20 protein-coding genes are annotated in these 17133 nt (G+C 51.4%); 4 read left to right on the forward strand and 16 right to left on the reverse strand.

Translation table 11 applies throughout. The annotated features are described in order from the left end of the window. Positions 1-26: 26 nt before the first annotated feature. The 5 genes from rplI to GQ52_RS13635 form a co-directional block, all read right to left on the reverse strand. Positions 27-476 carry a 50S ribosomal protein L9 gene (gene rplI / locus GQ52_RS13615; protein WP_019881920.1) on the reverse strand — a complete coding sequence of 150 codons (450 nt, stop codon included), beginning with the start codon at positions 474-476 and terminating at the stop codon, positions 27-29. A 21-nt stretch (positions 477-497) separates the two neighbouring features. Further along, on the reverse strand, positions 498-731 hold the full coding sequence (gene rpsR / locus GQ52_RS13620; protein WP_024929836.1) for a 30S ribosomal protein S18: 234 nt from the start codon (positions 729-731) through the stop codon (positions 498-500). 19 nt (positions 732-750) lie between these two features. Beyond that, entirely contained in the window at positions 751-1041 is a 291-nt protein-coding gene (gene priB / locus GQ52_RS13625; RefSeq protein WP_019881919.1) for a primosomal replication protein N, read from the reverse strand. Between the two features lie 5 nt (positions 1042-1046). Further along, positions 1047-1421, reverse strand: a complete 375-nt coding sequence (gene rpsF, locus GQ52_RS13630) for a 30S ribosomal protein S6 (protein ID WP_019881918.1) — start codon at positions 1419-1421, stop codon at positions 1047-1049. 138 nt (positions 1422-1559) lie between these two features. Continuing rightward, positions 1560-1892, reverse strand: coding sequence for a hypothetical protein (locus GQ52_RS13635; RefSeq protein ID WP_024929834.1), 333 nt, complete (start codon positions 1890-1892; stop codon positions 1560-1562). Between the two features lie 244 nt (positions 1893-2136). Here GQ52_RS13635 and epsA point away from each other — a divergent pair, with 244 nt between their 5' ends. After that, positions 2137-2916, forward strand: coding sequence for an XrtB/PEP-CTERM-associated transcriptional regulator EpsA (epsA, locus tag GQ52_RS13640; protein ID WP_019881915.1), 780 nt, complete (start codon positions 2137-2139; stop codon positions 2914-2916). Between the two features lie 26 nt (positions 2917-2942). Here the strand turns inward: epsA and GQ52_RS13645 are convergent, their stop codons facing one another. The 8 genes from GQ52_RS13645 to GQ52_RS13680 all read right to left on the reverse strand — a co-directional run bounded on the left by GQ52_RS13645 (position 2943) and on the right by GQ52_RS13680 (position 10861). Beyond that, positions 2943-3368 (reverse strand): RNA-binding S4 domain-containing protein, encoded by a 426-nt coding sequence (locus GQ52_RS13645; RefSeq protein WP_019881914.1) that lies wholly within the window; start codon positions 3366-3368, stop codon positions 2943-2945. Between the two features lie 5 nt (positions 3369-3373). Then, positions 3374-5542 (reverse strand): Lon protease family protein, encoded by a 2169-nt coding sequence (locus tag GQ52_RS13650; protein ID WP_047518410.1) that lies wholly within the window; start codon positions 5540-5542, stop codon positions 3374-3376. Further along, positions 5539-6003, reverse strand: a complete 465-nt coding sequence (locus GQ52_RS13655) for a molybdenum cofactor biosynthesis protein MoaE (protein WP_047518412.1) — start codon at positions 6001-6003, stop codon at positions 5539-5541. Before GQ52_RS13655 ends, GQ52_RS13650 begins: the two co-directional genes overlap by 4 nt. Before the next feature lie 13 nt (positions 6004-6016). Continuing rightward, the gene (gene moaD, locus GQ52_RS13660; RefSeq protein WP_019881910.1) at positions 6017-6274 is read right to left on the reverse strand and encodes a molybdopterin converting factor subunit 1; all 258 of its coding nucleotides are present in this window, start codon (positions 6272-6274) and stop codon (positions 6017-6019) included. Beyond that, positions 6271-7623, reverse strand: coding sequence for a DNA recombination protein RmuC (locus tag GQ52_RS13665; protein WP_052179177.1), 1353 nt, complete (start codon positions 7621-7623; stop codon positions 6271-6273). The genes moaD and GQ52_RS13665 overlap by 4 nt, the downstream gene beginning before the upstream one ends. 98 nt (positions 7624-7721) lie before the next feature. Continuing rightward, positions 7722-8465 carry a hypothetical protein gene (locus GQ52_RS13670; protein ID WP_047518415.1) on the reverse strand — a complete coding sequence of 248 codons (744 nt, stop codon included), beginning with the start codon at positions 8463-8465 and terminating at the stop codon, positions 7722-7724. 80 nt (positions 8466-8545) lie between these two features. Beyond that, positions 8546-10084 (reverse strand): alkaline phosphatase, encoded by a 1539-nt coding sequence (locus tag GQ52_RS13675; protein WP_019881907.1) that lies wholly within the window; start codon positions 10082-10084, stop codon positions 8546-8548. A 33-nt stretch (positions 10085-10117) separates the two neighbouring features. Next, entirely contained in the window at positions 10118-10861 is a 744-nt protein-coding gene (locus GQ52_RS13680; protein WP_235273396.1) for a PEP-CTERM sorting domain-containing protein, read from the reverse strand. A gap of 434 nt (positions 10862-11295) precedes the next feature. Between GQ52_RS13680 and GQ52_RS13685 the strand changes: the two genes are divergently transcribed. The 3 genes from GQ52_RS13685 to GQ52_RS13695 are packed head-to-tail and all read left to right on the forward strand — an operon-like array spanning position 11296 to position 14422. Further along, complete coding sequence (locus tag GQ52_RS13685; protein ID WP_047518417.1) at positions 11296-13035, forward strand: CHASE2 domain-containing protein; 1740 nt, start codon at positions 11296-11298, stop codon at positions 13033-13035. Continuing rightward, positions 13032-13523, forward strand: a complete 492-nt coding sequence (locus GQ52_RS13690) for an SH3 domain-containing protein (RefSeq protein WP_047518419.1) — start codon at positions 13032-13034, stop codon at positions 13521-13523. Before GQ52_RS13685 ends, GQ52_RS13690 begins: the two co-directional genes overlap by 4 nt. Beyond that, a complete protein-coding gene (locus GQ52_RS13695) occupies positions 13520-14422 on the forward strand; it encodes a M48 family metalloprotease (protein WP_047518421.1) in 903 nt (300 codons plus the stop codon). The genes GQ52_RS13690 and GQ52_RS13695 overlap by 4 nt, the downstream gene beginning before the upstream one ends. A gap of 64 nt (positions 14423-14486) precedes the next feature. Here GQ52_RS13695 and GQ52_RS13700 read toward each other — a convergent pair whose 3' ends face one another. From GQ52_RS13700 to GQ52_RS13710, 3 genes are all read right to left on the reverse strand, one after another. After that, positions 14487-15491, reverse strand: a complete 1005-nt coding sequence (locus tag GQ52_RS13700; RefSeq protein ID WP_019881902.1) for an AI-2E family transporter — start codon at positions 15489-15491, stop codon at positions 14487-14489. 42 nt (positions 15492-15533) lie between these two features. Further along, positions 15534-16091, reverse strand: a complete 558-nt coding sequence (locus GQ52_RS13705) for a YigZ family protein (RefSeq protein WP_047518423.1) — start codon at positions 16089-16091, stop codon at positions 15534-15536. Positions 16092-16101: 10 nt separating this feature from the next. Continuing rightward, on the reverse strand, positions 16102-17133 hold a 1032-nt coding region (locus tag GQ52_RS13710; protein WP_047518425.1), incomplete at its 5' end, for a formate--tetrahydrofolate ligase.

Consider the following 17133-nt stretch of genomic DNA (forward strand, 5'->3'; position numbering starts at 1 on the left):
TTCTTGTACTGCATGCAGAGGCTTGATTAAGCTTCTGGCGTCACTGTTACAGTGATATCTACAACCACGTCGTGGTGCAGCGCAACGCTCACAGCGAAGTCACCGATGTTCTTCAGTGGGCCGTTTGGCAGGCGCACGTCAGATTTTTTCACTTCGTGACCTTGTGCTTGCAAGCCTTCAGCGATGTCCATGTTAGTCACGGAACCGAACAGACGACCATCAACACCCGCTTTTTGAGTCACGGTCAGGCTGAAACCAGCCAGTTTTTCGCCACGTGCTTGCGCAACGGCCAACAAGTCGGCTTGTTGTTTTTCCAACTCAGCGCGCTGTGCTGCAAAAACAGCTTTGTTTGCTTCTGTTGCACGTTTAGCTTTACCCTGTGGAATCAGGAAGTTACGGCCGTAACCGTCTTTCACTTTAACCACGTCACCCAATGAGCCCAGGTTTGCTACTTTTTCCAATAAAATTACTTGCATGTTGTTCTCCTAAGCCGCCAATTAACCTGGGTGTTTGTCTGTGTAAGGCATCAGCGCCAGGAAACGCGCGCGTTTAACCGCGGTTGTCAGTTGGCGTTGGTATTTAGCCTTGGTACCAGTCATACGGGCTGGGATGATTTTGAAGTTTTCAGAAACGAAATCTTTCAACAGATCTACGTCTTTGTAATCAACTTCTTTGATGCCTTCTGCGCTAAAACGGCAGTAACGGCGACGTTTGTACATATCTCTTGCCATTTGAAACTCCTTAAATTCTTTAATACTGTATTCGCTGTAATTCTTGTATATGCAGTACCACTTGTGTGCTTTTTGCACTGCGCTGTGCCAAAAACCCTTTGACTTTGATGTGATCGCCGCTTTGCAATGGCAGATTGGCTTTCTCACCAATCAGCACCGCAGGTAATAGACACTGCACTTTTCGATTCAGGCCAGCTTCGCTTTGCTCTGAATCATGTTGCAATTGCAATCGCAACAAGGGTAAGCCTGCCGGTGTGTAACGCAACGCTTCAATAGATTGAATGGTTGCCGCAATCACCAGCGTATTCACAACACTTAAGCAGCAGCCTCGGTGGTAGCAGCAGGTGCGTCACCAACGATGGTTTTGGATTTTTCCTCTTTCATCATTGGGCTTGGTGCTGTGACTGCTGTTTTCGTCGCGATTGTCAGGTGACGTAATACAGCATCGTTAAATTTGAAGCCGTGTTCCATTTCTTCCAGTACTTCCTGGCTCACTTCGATGTTCATCAACACGTAGTGGGCTTTGTGTACTTTTTGAATTGGATAGGCAAGTTGACGACGGCCCCAGTCTTCCAAACGGTGGATGTTGCCGCCATTGCCAGTGATTTGAGCGCGGTAACGCTCGATCATTGCTGGCACTTGTTCACTCTGGTCAGGGTGAACAATAAACACGATTTCATAGTGTCGCATGAGATTTCCTTGTGGTTATTAGCCACCTTCAGAACCAATCAACGTTTGCTGGGAGCATACATTGCTTGCGATCAAAGTGTGGCAAGGTTGCAAAGCACGCGATTATAAACCGGATTTGATGCTGCAATCAAGGACTTATTACTTTTTGGGCGGATTCTCTAGCGTCTTGTCTTCTTTTGGCAGGTAATAAGGGTCAGACACATAGCCCGGCCCTTTCATAATAATGATCACGATCAGGCCGATGGTCATGGCGCCAATAAAAAACCAGAAGGTAAACAGCAAACCAAGAAACATGGCCGTACGTTCAACGTCGCGTGTCAGCAAGTCGCCATGTTGCCACCAGGCATGCACTAAGGGTGTCGCAAACACCAGAGTGCCCAGCAGCCACCATTTAGGCAGTTTTTTCAACAACTGCCACTCTTTATGACTGGGATAACGTACACCATTTGGAAGTTTATTTAATCTACCCATGTGTTTCCGATCCAACCCACGCATCCATACGATTATTTACCTTTGCATTTTAACGCAAGTATGACCCTGTTTTAAAAGGAAAAATTCAAGATCTGACAGCAATTGATTTATATCAAGCATATTTTCCGTCATCCACAGAGACTATCATATTAAAGAAGCTGCAAATTACGCCGTAAAACCCTTGAGACCATAAAGACACAGCGGGCAAAGTTCGCCCTGCGCAAGAATAACTTGAGGTAACTGCATGCTGGTACAAAAAAAACAAACCCATTGGGAAGGCATCCTGCAGGCCATACAGAACTCGTATGCGATCAAACGCCATATTGAATTCTTTAACTGGCTGAAACAAGACATTCATCCGCTGATGCGGCACGATGTATTGTTGGCGGCATGGGGTGACTTTAGCAGTGGCGAACTACATTTTGATGTGTCGTCTTCCTTGCCGGAAGCGTCCACACAGCGTTTGCTCGAAGACTCTGCCATTGTGAATTACCTGATGTGCAATCTCTATAAGCGCTGGGTAGAAAATGACGACAAGTGGTATGTCATTAATCGCTTTGACGCCAGCGGCATCCATGCGCAATCCCCTAACCCGTTTACACAGCAACTGCTTAAGATGCACTCTTTAATGGTGTACGGTGTGCGAGATACCCGGGGTAAAGCCGATTGCATCTATGTCTTTTTTGATCGCACCAAAGAGTTTACTGTCCCAGACCAGATGCTGGGCATGATCATGCCACATCTGGATGCTGCTATCCGCCGTGTTGGCCATCTGGCACCGGTGGTTAAAGATGAAGACTTGCTCGATAACATGGCGCAAGGCGGATTGTCTGACCGCGAGCAGGAAATCTTGCATTGGGTACGCAGTGGTAAAACCAATTTCGAAATCGGCATGATCCTGAACATCAGCGCCAATACGGTCAAAAACCACCTCAAACGTATCTTTCAGAAGCTGGATGTGTCTTGCCGGGCACAGGCTGTGGCGAAAACAGGCATGCCTGCTGGTGCACGCCGCCCAAGCTAGGCCTAATATTAAAGCTAAGCCGCCACTTAACCTCGCCCGGTAAAGCGCTGGATATCCCGCATCTGCCGTTTGGTGGGGCGTCCCAGACCACGGTCACGCTCGGCAAATTGATCAGCGCCCGTTTCCTGCGCCTGCTGACGCACACGCTGGCTTTCATCTGTTTCGCGGTAGAGCAGCGCGGCCTCTGGCGCACCACGGCGCACATTGCTTAACGCCAGCACTTCTACTTCAATCTGCATATCCTTATTTTTGATGCTGACGCGCATGCCTGGCTTCATTTCCCGCGCATTCTTGGCGCGGTCACCATCAATACGCACCTTGCCGCCATCGACCGCTTCTGCGGCCAGACTGCGGGTTTTAAAAAAACGGGCAGCCCACAACCATTTATCCAAACGACAACCATCGTCTTTTTCTGGTGGCGCTTCCTGTTTACGGTGATGCGTACGTGGCATAAAACTTAGAGATTAAGATGATTGTCTTGATGTTGCTGGAAATAAGCCATGCGCGCCTGATTACGTTCCAGAGTATGACGGTAACTGGCCAATGCGCTTTGCGCGCGTGCCATCAGGCTGTCACCAGCATAGGTGCCATCCGCCTCTTGCGTGCCTGCCTCACACTCGGTGAGGTGCGCAATCCCTTCCAGCACATGGTCGATGGCAATAATTTTAAACATGCCATTATTCACTGCGGTCACCACGCTTTCATCCAGTATCAGGTGGCGCTGGTTGCGTTTGGGGATAATCACCCCCTGCTCCCCATTTAAACCCAGCGCTTCACAGACGCGGAAATAGCCTTCAATCTTCTCGTTGATGCCTCCAATCGGCATCACTTCACCAAACTGATTCAGCGCACCAGTGACGGCCATGCCTTGCTTGATTGGCAAGCCAGTCAACGCAGACAGCAAGGCAAACAGCTCGGCACAGGACGCTGAATCGCCTTCGACACCGTTATACTCCTGCTCAAATACCAGCGAAGCACTCAAGCTCAACGGCGCCAGCGCCCAAAAACTGGCACTGAGCCAGTTTTGCAGAATATAAATGCCTTTGTCATGCGTGGGGCCACTCATATTCACTTCGCGGTCAATGTTAATCACCCCACTGCGGCCTGGATAACAACGGGCGGTAATACGGATAGGCGAACCAAAACTGGCATCCCCCAGCTCGATATGGGTCAGGCCATTGACCTGGCCAACCACGTTGCCATGGACCTGAATCAGCAACTCGTTATCAATAATGGAGTCACGAATCTGCGCCTCAAAGAACTGCTGGCGTAGCAAGCGTGCGGACAGCGCTTGTTTCACATGCACATCAGTAATCAGGCGTGCATCGTCGGCAACCGCCGCACTTTCGTGCATCAACTGGTCCAGATGCGCAAAGTGCGTACTGATACGGCCCTGGTCTTCTTCCAGCCTATGCATAAACTGCAGCAACACATTCACTGCGGCACCGCTAAAATGAGACAACGCTTGCTGCTGGCATTTGCGTGCAATGTAACCGGCGATCCAGGCATAGTTATCCAGCGTCGCCGTGACGCGATCTTCGAACTCAACTTTAATGGGGAAAAAGTCAAAGAAATCCGGTTGCGCTTCCAGGCAATCGTAATAATCTTCGCGGCTGGCAATCATGACAATTTTCACATGTACCGGCAGCGCAGCGTGGCGGTTACCACCGGCGCCTTGCTGGGCGTGATTGGCCCAATCTTCAATCTGCACTTCACGATTACGCATCAGGCGATACAGCTTCTCCAGCAAGGCGCTGCCGTTGCCTTCATCCTGCATCAAATCACGCAAATGCAGCAGCAACATGCCGCCATCGGCCTGATGCAAGCTACCGGCACGCAAGCGCAAAAACTCTGGCCATTGCGCCGCCTCACCCACGGCAGTTTCCAGCATGCCAAACAAAGCTGCAAACCCAGGGTCCTTTTCCTCAACCACCGGTTGCTTCACACCTGATGTCAGGTTAGCGCGCTGGTCCACCAGCAAATTGACGCGAAAGCGTGACAAGAAACTATCGTTGATAATACTGTCCGAGCCATTGTCGCCATCATTCCCTACTTGCTGCCAGGCCTGCAAATAGGCCAGCACTTCCGGTTTGATGATATTAAAGAATGACGACAATTTGGCACTGCTTAACTGTGAGCGCAGGCCATCCACACGCTCTTCCAGCCAGGTTTCGGCTTTAGACAGATTGACCTGGCCGCTGGCATCAAGCCATTGCTGCATTTCAGCAATCAGCCCTTTGATAAAAGAGTCCATGACCGTGCGCAACTGTGCACCCAGCCCAGCGGGCAATTTGATATAGTTCACGCAAGCCTGCTGGCTAAAGTCATACAGCGCCACCAGGTCCGTCAGCGAACTATCAATGCCAGTGACTGCGGATGCCTTCATCGCCGCCATGGTTAACCCGGCCCGGCCAGAGCCTGGGGTACCCAGCACCAGCACATTGCTGCCAGCCTGCTGCAATGACAAACCCATCATCAATGTTTTTTGTGCTTCGGGCTGCAGTTTCCAGCCGTAATCGTTGAGACCCAAATCCGCAGCGTCCAGTAGCTCTTCGGTAGACTCAAACGACATGGGTGACAGTTTGTAAGAAACAGTCATTTCATTGGGACTCAGTACTTGCATCATTTAGGCAGTTTCCACTGTTGTTTTGCTTGTTCATCAGATGCACGGGCTTCTACCCAGTGCTGACCAAAATCACCAACTTCTTTTTTCCAGAAAGGCGCTTCGGTCTTTAAATAATCCATCATAAAAGCACAGGCCTCAAACGCCGCTTGCCGATGCACGCTGGTCGCCGCCACCAGCACAATCTGCGCCTGCGCCGTGAGCGAACCGACGCGATGTATCAAGCGGATGCCGAGCAATGGCCAGCGCTGCGTGGCCTGTTGCGCAATCTGCTGCAAGGCTTTTTCGGTCATGCCCGGATAATGCTCAATCACCATTTCGCTGACTTGACCGTCAGTGGACACATCGCGCACCAAGCCGACAAAATTAACCAGCGCCCCCGCTTGCGGCGTAGCCGCTCTCAACTGTTGCAACTCGGCGCCGACATCAAAATCGCCAGGCTGCACAGACACCTTGAGATACATGACTTCGCTCAAACTATCCTCCGGTCACCGGCGGAAAAAACGCCACCTCATCGCCCTCATCAAACGTCGCCATGTCATCAACCAGTTCATGGTTAATCGCGGCACGTACCACACCACTGCCATCAAACAGTTTCTGCCAGGTCGCACCACGACCGGATAACCATGACTTAAGCGCGATGATGGTCTCCACCTCTTCTGGCAACACGACATCCTCAGATGAGTAATTCACAACCTCTTTGATGCGGGCGAAATATAAAATGGTGATCTTCATGGGTTGCTCTTTCCGGCCTCGTCTAATTCATCCAGCATGTCCAGCGGCTCCAGGCCGGCGGTCTGCGCCAATTCTACTTTTTCAATCTGGGCAAAGCGCCTGGATATTTTTTGGCTGCTGATATGTACGTCCTGCGCGTTTTCATGCGCCTGGCGGATATTATCGGCCAGTTTCTTCATACGGGTATCGAAACGGTCAAAATCTTTACTCAGTTTGCCCAGTTCGTCTTTAATAATATGCACTTGCTTGCGCATCTCAACATCTTTGAGCACGGCGCGGGCCGTATTGAGCACAGCCATCAAAGTCGTCGGTGACACCAGCCATACACGCTTTTGCATGGCGTAATCCACCACATCGCCATGGTAGGCATGAATCTCGGCAAACACCGCTTCGGCCGGAATAAACATCACGGCACCATCTGACGTTTCATTGGCAATAATGTATTTGTTGCTGATATCGTCGATGTGTTTCCTGATATCGGCTTTAAACAATTTGGAAGCCTGCGCCTGCACCAGTTCGCCCAGGCTGCTATCGATCATGCGGTGGTAATTTTCCAGCGGAAACTTGCTATCTACCGCCACCGTGCCGGTCGGCTCAGGCAAAAACAAGGCACAATCGACGCGCGCACCATTGCTCAAGGTATGCTGCATGGCAAAACTGTTTACTGGTAACACATTGCGCACCAGGCCTTCCAGTTGCACCTCACCATAGGCGCCACGACTGCGTTTGTCGCCTAGTAACTCCTGCAAGCTCACCATATTGACGCTAAGGCCATCAATTTTCTTTTGCGCCTCATCAATGGTGGCCAGGCGCTCCATCACGCTAACAAACGTCTCGTTGGTTTTTTTGAAGCCTTCTTCCAGGCGGATAGACACCTTGCCACTCATTTCTTCCAGGCGGCCATCGACTACTTTGGTCAGCGCTTCAATGCTTTGGGTCAGGGTTTGAGTGGTGGTTTGCAAAGCAGTTTTCAGCAGGTTTTGTTGCAACATGCCCTGTTCGGACAAGCCGTTACGCAAACTCAGGCTGAGTTGCTCACTGCTCTGGCTTAAATGGTCGCGCTGCGCCACTTGCAAGGCTTGCATGGCTTCACGCGTCGCCGTCAGCTCTTGCGACAATTGCGCGCGCAAACGATCCTGCTGATCTGCATTCAGGCTTTGCAAGCGGTCAGCCAATTGATTCAGTGACTGATGCATCTCGCTCATCATCAAGCGATGCTTTTCTTCGAGCTGTTGGGAAAGTAATTGCGCCAGCGCCTGTTGTGCCGAGTGTTGCTGTGTACGCCACTGCCAGACCAGCATGGCAATCACCAGCAGCAAGAGAAATAACTGAATAATTTGTAGCGTCATGGCGGCATTATAGCCGATGACCGTGTACGCCACATCGGCTCGCAGCAAATTCGGCTGCGAGGATGCGGGTGTATTGAAACAGCGATTAAGCTAAAACATTAATGTTCATGCGCATGTAAACCAGGCGCGCCGTGCGCTTTGGCCAGCCATTGCATTTCCGAAGGATTGTGCTCCATATCGCCCAGATCGGCATAATCCACATGCTGGTAATTGCTGAGTGCCGTCAGTGAGGTGCCAGGCGCGATTTCTACGGCCTGCTCAGACTTGGCTGCTGGTTGCAGCGATTGCAACTGGATGCTCACCGTGTGCTGCGGGTAGCTATAAGCGACTTTATAAGGTAATTTTAATGCCGGAATCCACCATACTTCGCTGCGGATGCCATCGCCTAAAGTACCCACATATTTCTCTACCGGGTAGCCATATTGCGTGGCAGACGCTGCGTCCACTTTCTGCAAGCTGGCCAGTTCGCTATCTGTCACCAACTGTGATTTCAGTTGCCAGAACTGTTCATCGGTTTTGATGGACAACAGTTTCAAATCCACATCGGCATAATCAATCGCGCGACGCTCATCGTGCATCAAATACACATAATTCATTTGCCCGGCCGGTTTTTTCAGCCACAGGCTGCTGTGATGCGCTGGTTCACCGTTTTGATACAGATTGCGTATCTCCACCTGATTCGTGTCACGCATTAACCACCATTGCACATGTTTGGCCTCTTCTGCCTTGCACGGCGAGGCGCACTGCACCGTTTCATAACGCGCATTCACCACGTCATCTGCCATTGCGCCAGCACTTATCAACATCAATGCCAGGCATCCAGCTGATTGTTTAAATATCATTTTATTCCATTCCGACTAAAGGGATCAGGGCAGCTTGAAGCTGCCCTGCAATCACTCGCTATGCACCAGCATACCGCAACTTAGAAGCCAAAAGCATCTTTCATCACTTGGTAGATATAGCTTTGCTCTTGAACACCGTGTACCAGGTAGGCTTTAGGGCCAATGGCGTAAATTGCCACCTCTTCACCGGCGTGGGTTTCTGAGCTCAGTGGTACCAGTGCTTCCTGATGGAAATCAGGATCTTCAGTGTCCACGCCAGACATATCCACGACACGACCTGCAGCGATAGACTCGTTATACACGGCATCGCCTGGAGAGTTAACGTGGTAGCCTGGGCCGTTGGCAAAACTCACAGTGGTGTAAGGCTTGCCATCTGCTGCCAGCGTTGGTGTGGTTTTGCCTGGCTCAACCACTTTACCCAAAATTGGGTTGCCGCGTTTTGGATAACCGCCAATGGTCAAAGTGTGGCTATGGTCAGCCGTCACAATGATCAGGGTGTCGTTCAGGTTCACCTTGGACGCTGCTTCACGCACTGCATCAGACAATGCCACCGCATCCTTGAACGTACGATAGGCGTTACCGGCATGCGAAGCATGGTCGATACGACCGCCTTCTACCATCAGGAAATAACCGTTCTGGTTTTTCTTCAGGATATCGATCGCTTTACCCGTCATATCAGCCAGTGATGGTTCACCAGCGATGTCATTCGGGCGGTCTTGCTCATATTCCATATGGGATGGATTGAACAGGCCCAGCACTTTGTTCGTGGTCACTGGATTCAAAGCATTAAATGCAGTCTGGTTTTCGATATACACGCCACCAAACTTGCTCACGTATTCTTGTGTCAGGTTACGGCCATCAGTACGGCGGCCTTTGGTGCCTTCGATATCGGTAATGCTGTTAGGCAGGAAGTAGCTACGGCCACCACCAAATACCACGTCAATGCCATCACCAATTTTGCCGTTGCCAAAGTTATCAATCAGTTGCGCAGCGATGTCTTTCACACCATTGCTGGCAGCGGCGGCAGACAGGTTCGCATTCGCTTCCCAGTCGCGGTTAGAGATATGCGCGTAAGTAGCTGCTGGTGTGGCGTGTGTGATACGTGCAGTTGAAACCACGCCAGTGGATTTGCCTGCCTGCTCGGCTTGCTCCAGCAATGTCGTCACTTTGTTAGCGTTCAATACTGTTGGGCTAGGCTCATTACGCGCCACAGACTGGTTAAGTGACAAAATACCATCGTTGGTTTTTACACCAGAAATCATGGCCGTCATGGTTGGTGCAGAGTCAGCCGTTTGCTGGTTGGTAGAATATGTTTTAGACAAGGCAACATATGGGAACTCTTCAAAAGACAATTTGTGACGTTCGCCGTCAATGCCTTTCAGTTGACCTTCAAAAATACGCGCACCAGTCACGGTAGAGATACCCATACCGTCACCCACGAACAAAATCACGTTTTTCGCTTTTTTGGCATTTGGTACCAGCTTCTTGCTGTCATTCAGGCTGGCAGCACCATCGTTCAGCCAGAACTGGGCATCTTCAGCCATCGCCGCGTTAGAAAGCAGTTGTGAGCCCAGCAGCATGGCGACCATGGCCGTGCGTTTCAAGTTAAACAGTTGCATGTTGATTCCTTTATCAGCTTTTAATATTGTATGTTATGAATAACGACGGCGCATCACCGCCGCAATGATGCCCAGGCCAGCCAGCATCAAGGCATTGGTATCCGCCTCAGGCACAGATGAAACAGCTTGCAGACTGACGTTATCAACGCCCAGTTGCAATGCACTCTGGTTGGCTACGGTGGCAAAGCGCAACACATAGCTGCCACCAGCAGCCAGGCTGGAAGACAAGTCAAACTGGTAGTTGATATAGTGATTGACTGCCAGGCCGCCGTTAGCACCGCCCACGTACAGGGTTTGCAAGATATCTGCGCTATCGGTCGAGAACGGGTCACTGCCAGCCTTCAGCAAGTCCACACGCACATGCTGGTTAGGATGATCGGTCGCATCCACGCTGTAATCCAGGCCAGCGGCATCAATCTCAGTCGTCGCATTCTGGTTATTGACAAACATCTGGAACGACAAGGTTGCCTGGCTCACGGCAGCCGTGGTAAAGGATTGGTACAACACATTGCCAGCCAGGCCGTAGTTATCCAGCAAGCCATAGTAGCTGCCCTGATAAGCCCCTGCAGTGGCATTGCCTGTCACTTCTGACACATTGCCTGATTGTGACAATACGCTGCCGAAAAAGCCTTGCTCGGCCACTTGCCAGCCGGAAATATCGTAGCTATCTACGCCCTGCACTTCGAAACCACCGTTTTGAATCAATTCGGCAGCTTGTGCCTGAGACAGCATGGCTGTGCCCAGCAAACCTGCCATTAGCCAAGGTTTAAGTTTCATTCTGAATATCCTCTCTTAAGTACACTTACGATGTCGCTCACTGTTTTTAAACACAGGGCCTGCGCACTGTGTCGCTTTGAGCATTCTTGAGAAACTGTATGTCAGAAAGTTTTCACTGGCATGAAGCTTATATGACGGGCCTGACTACGCCGATTGAGAGTGACCGGGAATAAAAAAGAAAAAACCCCGCATTGGCGGGGCTATAAAGAGACTTTAAACTTGAAAAACACAACACAATGACATAAAGGCATCCTGGATGCTGACAATCAATCAAACAAACATCTAAAACAAATTCAGATTTAAGTAGATGATGATCGCTGCGTCTTTGTGATGTTGCTAGAATACTGACGACGGCTCATGGTCACAATGACCCGTTCGGGTCATCTGACATAAAGATCAAGCGAAGCACAAGCAAAGAATAACAAGGGAGCGACATGTTAAAACTCAAATTGATGCTGGGCTTCTGGCTGGCCAGCCTGACCCGCAAGTTAAAAAATAACTTTTACCTCTATCTGGCCCTGTTATTCAGCTTGATGATACTGCTAGATGCGGCTGTATTTCACGTCGGCCAGAATATGCGCGACAAAGCGTTTGACCTCATGGTCAAAAACCGTATCCTCAAACCGGCAGCTGATCAGAGTATTGTCATTATTGATATCAATGAAGCCAGCCTGGACGCCATGGCCAAGGAATATGGCCGCTGGCCGTGGCCGCGCCAGGTGATCGGCGAACTGGTGGAAAATATCCAGCAGCAACAACCGAAAGCTATCGTCTTTGATATTGTGTTTTCGGATGCCGACGTCTACAACCCGGACAGTGACAGCTACTTTAATGATGTGATTAGCGAATGCCAGCACTGCTTCTTTCCATTGCTTCGCCTGGACGCCAGCCAGGATAGCCAGAGCCAGCTGAAGTATGCGCAAATTCCTGGGCTGGTCGCGGCCACCGATGCGGACAAACAAGCCACGTTTGCTGCAATTCCACCCTATTTCAAAGGTGCCTGGAAGCCAGGTCGCCTGGGCACGCATAATGTGTACCCGGATAACGATGGCGTGGTGCGCCAATACCGCATGCGCCACCAGGATAGAGGCTGGACCTTGCCCGCGCTGCCGCTGGTGGTTGCCAATGCCCAGGGAGAGATCAGCAGCAATACGCCGGACGAAATGCTGCTTAACTGGCGTGGCAAACCGTTCACTTATGCCTACGTAAGCTTTAGCGACGTTTACCGTGACCTCACCAGTGCACAACCCAAGCGAGGCAAGGATGAGTTCAAGGACAAGATTGTCATCATCGGCTCCACCGCCCCTGCCCTGTTTGATATCAAACCTACCGCCATGGACAAGCAGTTTCCAGGTGTTGAAATCCTCGCCACGGCGCTGGATAACAGCCTGCACCAGGATTACCTCAAGGTCTGGCGCGGCAAGCTGCCTTATATCCTGCTGAGCTTTTTACTGGTGTGGCTGACGACGCTGGCGTTTTACTTCAAGATTGACCGCGACCGTTTTAATGGCGTGTTTACTGGTAGCCAGATTGGTTTGCTGGTGTTGTCTTACCTGGCGATCAACCTGTTTCATACCTATTTGGACCTGGCGGCGCCTATCTTCTGGGCAGTGGCTTATTTCGGTGTCGCCAAAATCTATGCGCTGGCCACCGACCGTGCACTGCAACGCTGGCTAGCATTTGGCCTGACCTCCAGCAGCAATGAACTGGAAGTACTGCTGATGCCGATTGCCATCGAAAGCCAGGAAACACTGGGCGATGCGGCCATGAAACGCATTCGTCGTGAAGTCGAGCAAGCCTGCCGGGCGCCGACGCAGATCGATATTCTCACCGGCACGCAAAGCGGTATCTGGGGCCTGTTTGGCGATATGGTGATGGTCAGCTGGCAATATGCGCCGGAAGCAACTTACCGCGAGGCGGCACAACAAGATGCACAGCAACTATCGGCACAATTACAAGCATTAATTAATCAACTGAGTCTACCTGGCCAGCCCGTCGTGCGTTATGGGTCGCATCAGGGCAAGATTGCCAACAACGCATCACAACTGGCTGCACAGTGGCGCATCTTGTTTGCACAAGCCATGATACAGCTGGAGATGGCCGCTTTAAGTCATTCGGACTTGTCTAGCGATCAAAGCAGCACACATAACAACAATCAGGAGAACAAGGCATGATCAAAAAAAGCTTATTCTGGCTACTGACGGCATTCGCATGCAGTCAGGCAGTCGCAGCGGAGACCGGGGTCGCCCTCAAAGCGGACCAGTTACGGGCAGATACCTTTAGCGACGCCAAGGTCGTCGGCAGCGTTAATAAAAACGATGCTGTCGAAATCCTCAATAAAAAAGGCGCCTGGCTACAAATTAAAGCCGCCGGCAAAACCGGCTGGGTACGCTTGCTCACGGTTAAACGCAACAGCGCGGGTGGCAATAATGTCGCAGGCGTGGTCGGCGTGGCTACCGGCCGCAGTGGCACCGGAAAAGTCGTATCGACTACCGGTATTCGCGGCCTGAGTGCCGAAGACTTGAAAACCGCACAATTCAACGAAGCTGAAACCAAGAAGCTGGAAAGCTACACGGTGAACGCAGAAGACGCCAAGCAATTTGCCAGCAACGGTGGCCTCAGCAGCCACCAATATCCTTACTTTACGGGAGGCGCGCAATGAACAAGACCTTAACACAAGCAATGGCGCTTGCATTATGTAGTAGCCTGGCATGGGGCACCGCTTCTGCGCTTGACCTTAAAGGCGTACTCAAAGACGCCGTCAATGAGCAACTAGGCACCACCAACAAAACTGAAGCAGCCGCCACGACCACGCCACAAAGCACTCCGTCAGCGCAAGACAAGCTGGCCAATATCAACTGGAAAAACCCTAGCCGCGAAGACGAAATTGCAGTGGGCCGCAATGTCACTGGCACCATTCTCGGCGCTGCGCCCCTGGTCAATGACGCACAGTTACAGCAATATGTGAACAAAGTGGGGCGCTGGGTAGCCAGCCAGTCCGAGCGCGCCGATTTACCCTGGCATTTTGGTGTCATTGAAAGCACAGATGTCAACGCGTTTGCCGCGCCAGGCGGCTATGTACTGATTACCAAAGGCTTGTATCAACGCTTAAGCAGTGAAGCGCAACTGGCCGGTGTCCTGGGGCATGAGATCGCCCATGTGGTGCAAAAACACCACCTGAAAGTGATGCAGAAACAGGCCTTGCTGGATGCGGGCACCTCATTCTTAAAAGAGAAAATCAGCAAAAACAAACTGACCCAGCGCGCAGTCTCCACCGGCGCAGAAATCAGCGCGCGCAACCTGGATAAAAGTGCCGAATTTGAAGCGGACAGCATGGGCACAGTACTGGCTGCACGCGCTGGCTACGAAGCCTATGGCCTGGCGGAGGTGCTGCAGGACATGGAAACCATCAATAACAATGATGGCAGTGTCGCCCTGCTGTTCCAGACGCATCCACACCCGGACGACCGGCTGGCGCAACTAAGCCTGGTCAGCGGCGACCAGATGGACAACATCAGTGGTGGCAAGACGCTGGAAAACCGCTTGTATAAGCTGAAATAAACACGGCTGCAAACGCATAAGGCTCGCCATGGCGAGCCTTATTTCTTGATCAATTACAGCTGATTTATACCCAGTCGCGCGCCCTGCACTCACTCTTGATATAGGCATAATACACAGGGGCCGCCACGATGCCGGGCAAGCCAAAGGTCGCCTCCATCAGCAACATAGCCAGCAGCAACTCCCAGGCATAAGCGCGAATCTGACCACCGACAATACGCGCATTGAGGAAGTACTCCAGCTTGTGGATCACAATCAAAAACGCCAGCGAGCCCATGGCCACCATAAATGAATGACTGGTGCTGACAATCACAATCACGGTATTGGAAATCAGGTTACCGATCACGGGCAACAAGCCAACCAGGAAAGTAATGGCAATCATGGTTTTGGTAAACGGCAAATGTACGCCACACAACGGCAAAATCACTGCGAGGTAAATCCCGGTCAGCGTCGCATTCACGGCAGAAATTTTCACCTGTGCAAATACAATATTCTTGAATGCCTGCGCAAACAAGGTGATGCGCTGCAACAGGCTTTGCGCAAACGGTTTATGATTGACCTTGGTTTGTACGTCATGCAAGGCGATCATCGCACCGATAACCATGCCGATCAGGATATGTGCCAAATGATGCCCGGCTTCCTTGCCGAGCAGTTGCCAGTCGGCTGAATGCGCGCGTAACCAATCAATGACCGTTTGTTGCAGCGTAATGGCATCATCGGGCAGGCGTTCATTCAACCATGGCGGCAACACCTTGCGTGAGTCTTCAATAATTTTGGCCAGTTGGTCAAACAGCACCGCCAGGCCACCAGCATCACTGCGAATCAAGGTGACGATGCCCATGCCCAATGCGACCAGCAAGCCAATCACCAGCGTAGCAATCAGCACCACAGCCAGCCATTTAGCGTATTTTCCCGGCAATTTACGTGCAATTAACGGCGAAATGACGTGAATTAACTCAAACACCAACAGACCAACGAGTAATGCTGGCAGCAACTGCACTTGCAACACCAGCCACATCAACACCGCCATCAAGATGTAGGTCGCAATATCAAATCGTTGGTTTTGGGTCACTACAGGCTCCGGTCGATGAGGTTCTGGTAGAAATAAGATTGGTTAAAATTTGGCTTGTATTTGCCTGGCAGCATCCAGCGGTAACTTAAGCAAAAAATGGACGGCTTCATCAAACTTCTTGTCCAGAATTTCGCCATGGCACTTTTGTACTTCACGCGTCAACTCATCCACACGCTTGTAGCTGGTAGATATCTTGAGGTGCACCATTTCCACAAAAGGCATGCTGCCTGCCTGGTCCATCGCCTGTTTAGCAGTACCGCCATAAGCACGCACCAGACCGCCGGTGCCCAGGTTAATACCGCCATAATAGCGCACGACCGCCACACAGCAATTGACATAATTCTGGCCATCCAGCATTTGCATGATGGGCTTGCCCGCGGTTCCCGCAGGCTCACCTGCATCAGAAAAGCGCGCCACGATGCCTTCTGCTGTTTTCATTCTGAACGCATACGCCAGGTGCCCGGCCGTTTGATGGTCACTGGCAAACTGGCGCAAAAACAAAGCAAGCTCGCGCTCATCTTCACAACGCTTGGCGCGGGCAATAAAACGGGATTTATTAATGGTGTGATCGGCCTGGCCGAGCTGGCTAAAGGTTTGCATGACAAGTACTTCAGGAAAGTCCCACTATTCTACCATTGGCATCCACGCTGATGCGCGCACTGGCGGGCTGTTTAGGCAAACCCGGCATGGTCATGATGTCTCCGCAAATCGCCACCACAAAACCAGCACCGCGCGACAAACGTAACTCGCGCACATGCAGGACATGATGTTGCGGCACATTGCGCAGCTTGGCATCACAGGACAAGGAATACTGTGTTTTAGCGATACACACAGGCAGCCCCTGGCTGGCATCCTTGATCTGTTCCAATTGCTGCTGGGCCAACTCACTGTAAGTGACACCGCTGGCACCATACATTTTCTGCGCAACAGTGGTCAGTTTTTCCGCTAGCGAGAGATCATCTGCATACAGTAAATGTGGCGTGGCAAGCTGTTGCACCTGCGCAGCCACCGCATGCGCCAGATCCAGCGCGCCTGCGCCGCCTTGCGCCCAATGCCGACACACATGCAGACTGGCACCCAGTGCCTCAACGGCAGTTTGTACCAAAGCGACCTCTGCTGCGGTATCGGCCGTAAAATGATTCAACGCCACCAGCACCGGCAACCCAAAGTGCTGGCGCAAATTGCTAATATGCTTTTCCAGATTGGCAACACCAATAGCCAACGCTGACAAGTTTTCGGTATTCAAATCAGCGACTTCCACGCCGCCGTTATATTTCAATGCGTGCACGGTGGCCACAATCACCGCTACATCCGGCCGCAAGCCAGACTGGCGGCATTTGATATCCATGAATTTTTCTGCACCTAGGTCAGCGCCAAAGCCGGCCTCGGTCACCACGTAATCGGCCAGGCGTAAAGCGGTTTGCGTCGCCACCAGTGAGTTACAACCGTGTGCGATATTGGCAAATGGGCCACCATGCAACAACGCTGGCGAACCTTCCAGCGTTTGCACCAGGTTAGGCTGAAAAGCATCTTTCAGTAACGCCGTCATCGCCCCTTCGGCTTGCAAATCACTGGCCAGAATTGGAGTTCCTTGCAGATTTAACCCTACTTGCACCCTGCCCAGTCTGCGCGTTAAATCTGC

The sequence above is a fragment of the Methylophilus sp. Q8 genome, from assembly GCF_000800115.1.
GTDB lineage: Bacteria > Pseudomonadota > Gammaproteobacteria > Burkholderiales > Methylophilaceae > Methylophilus.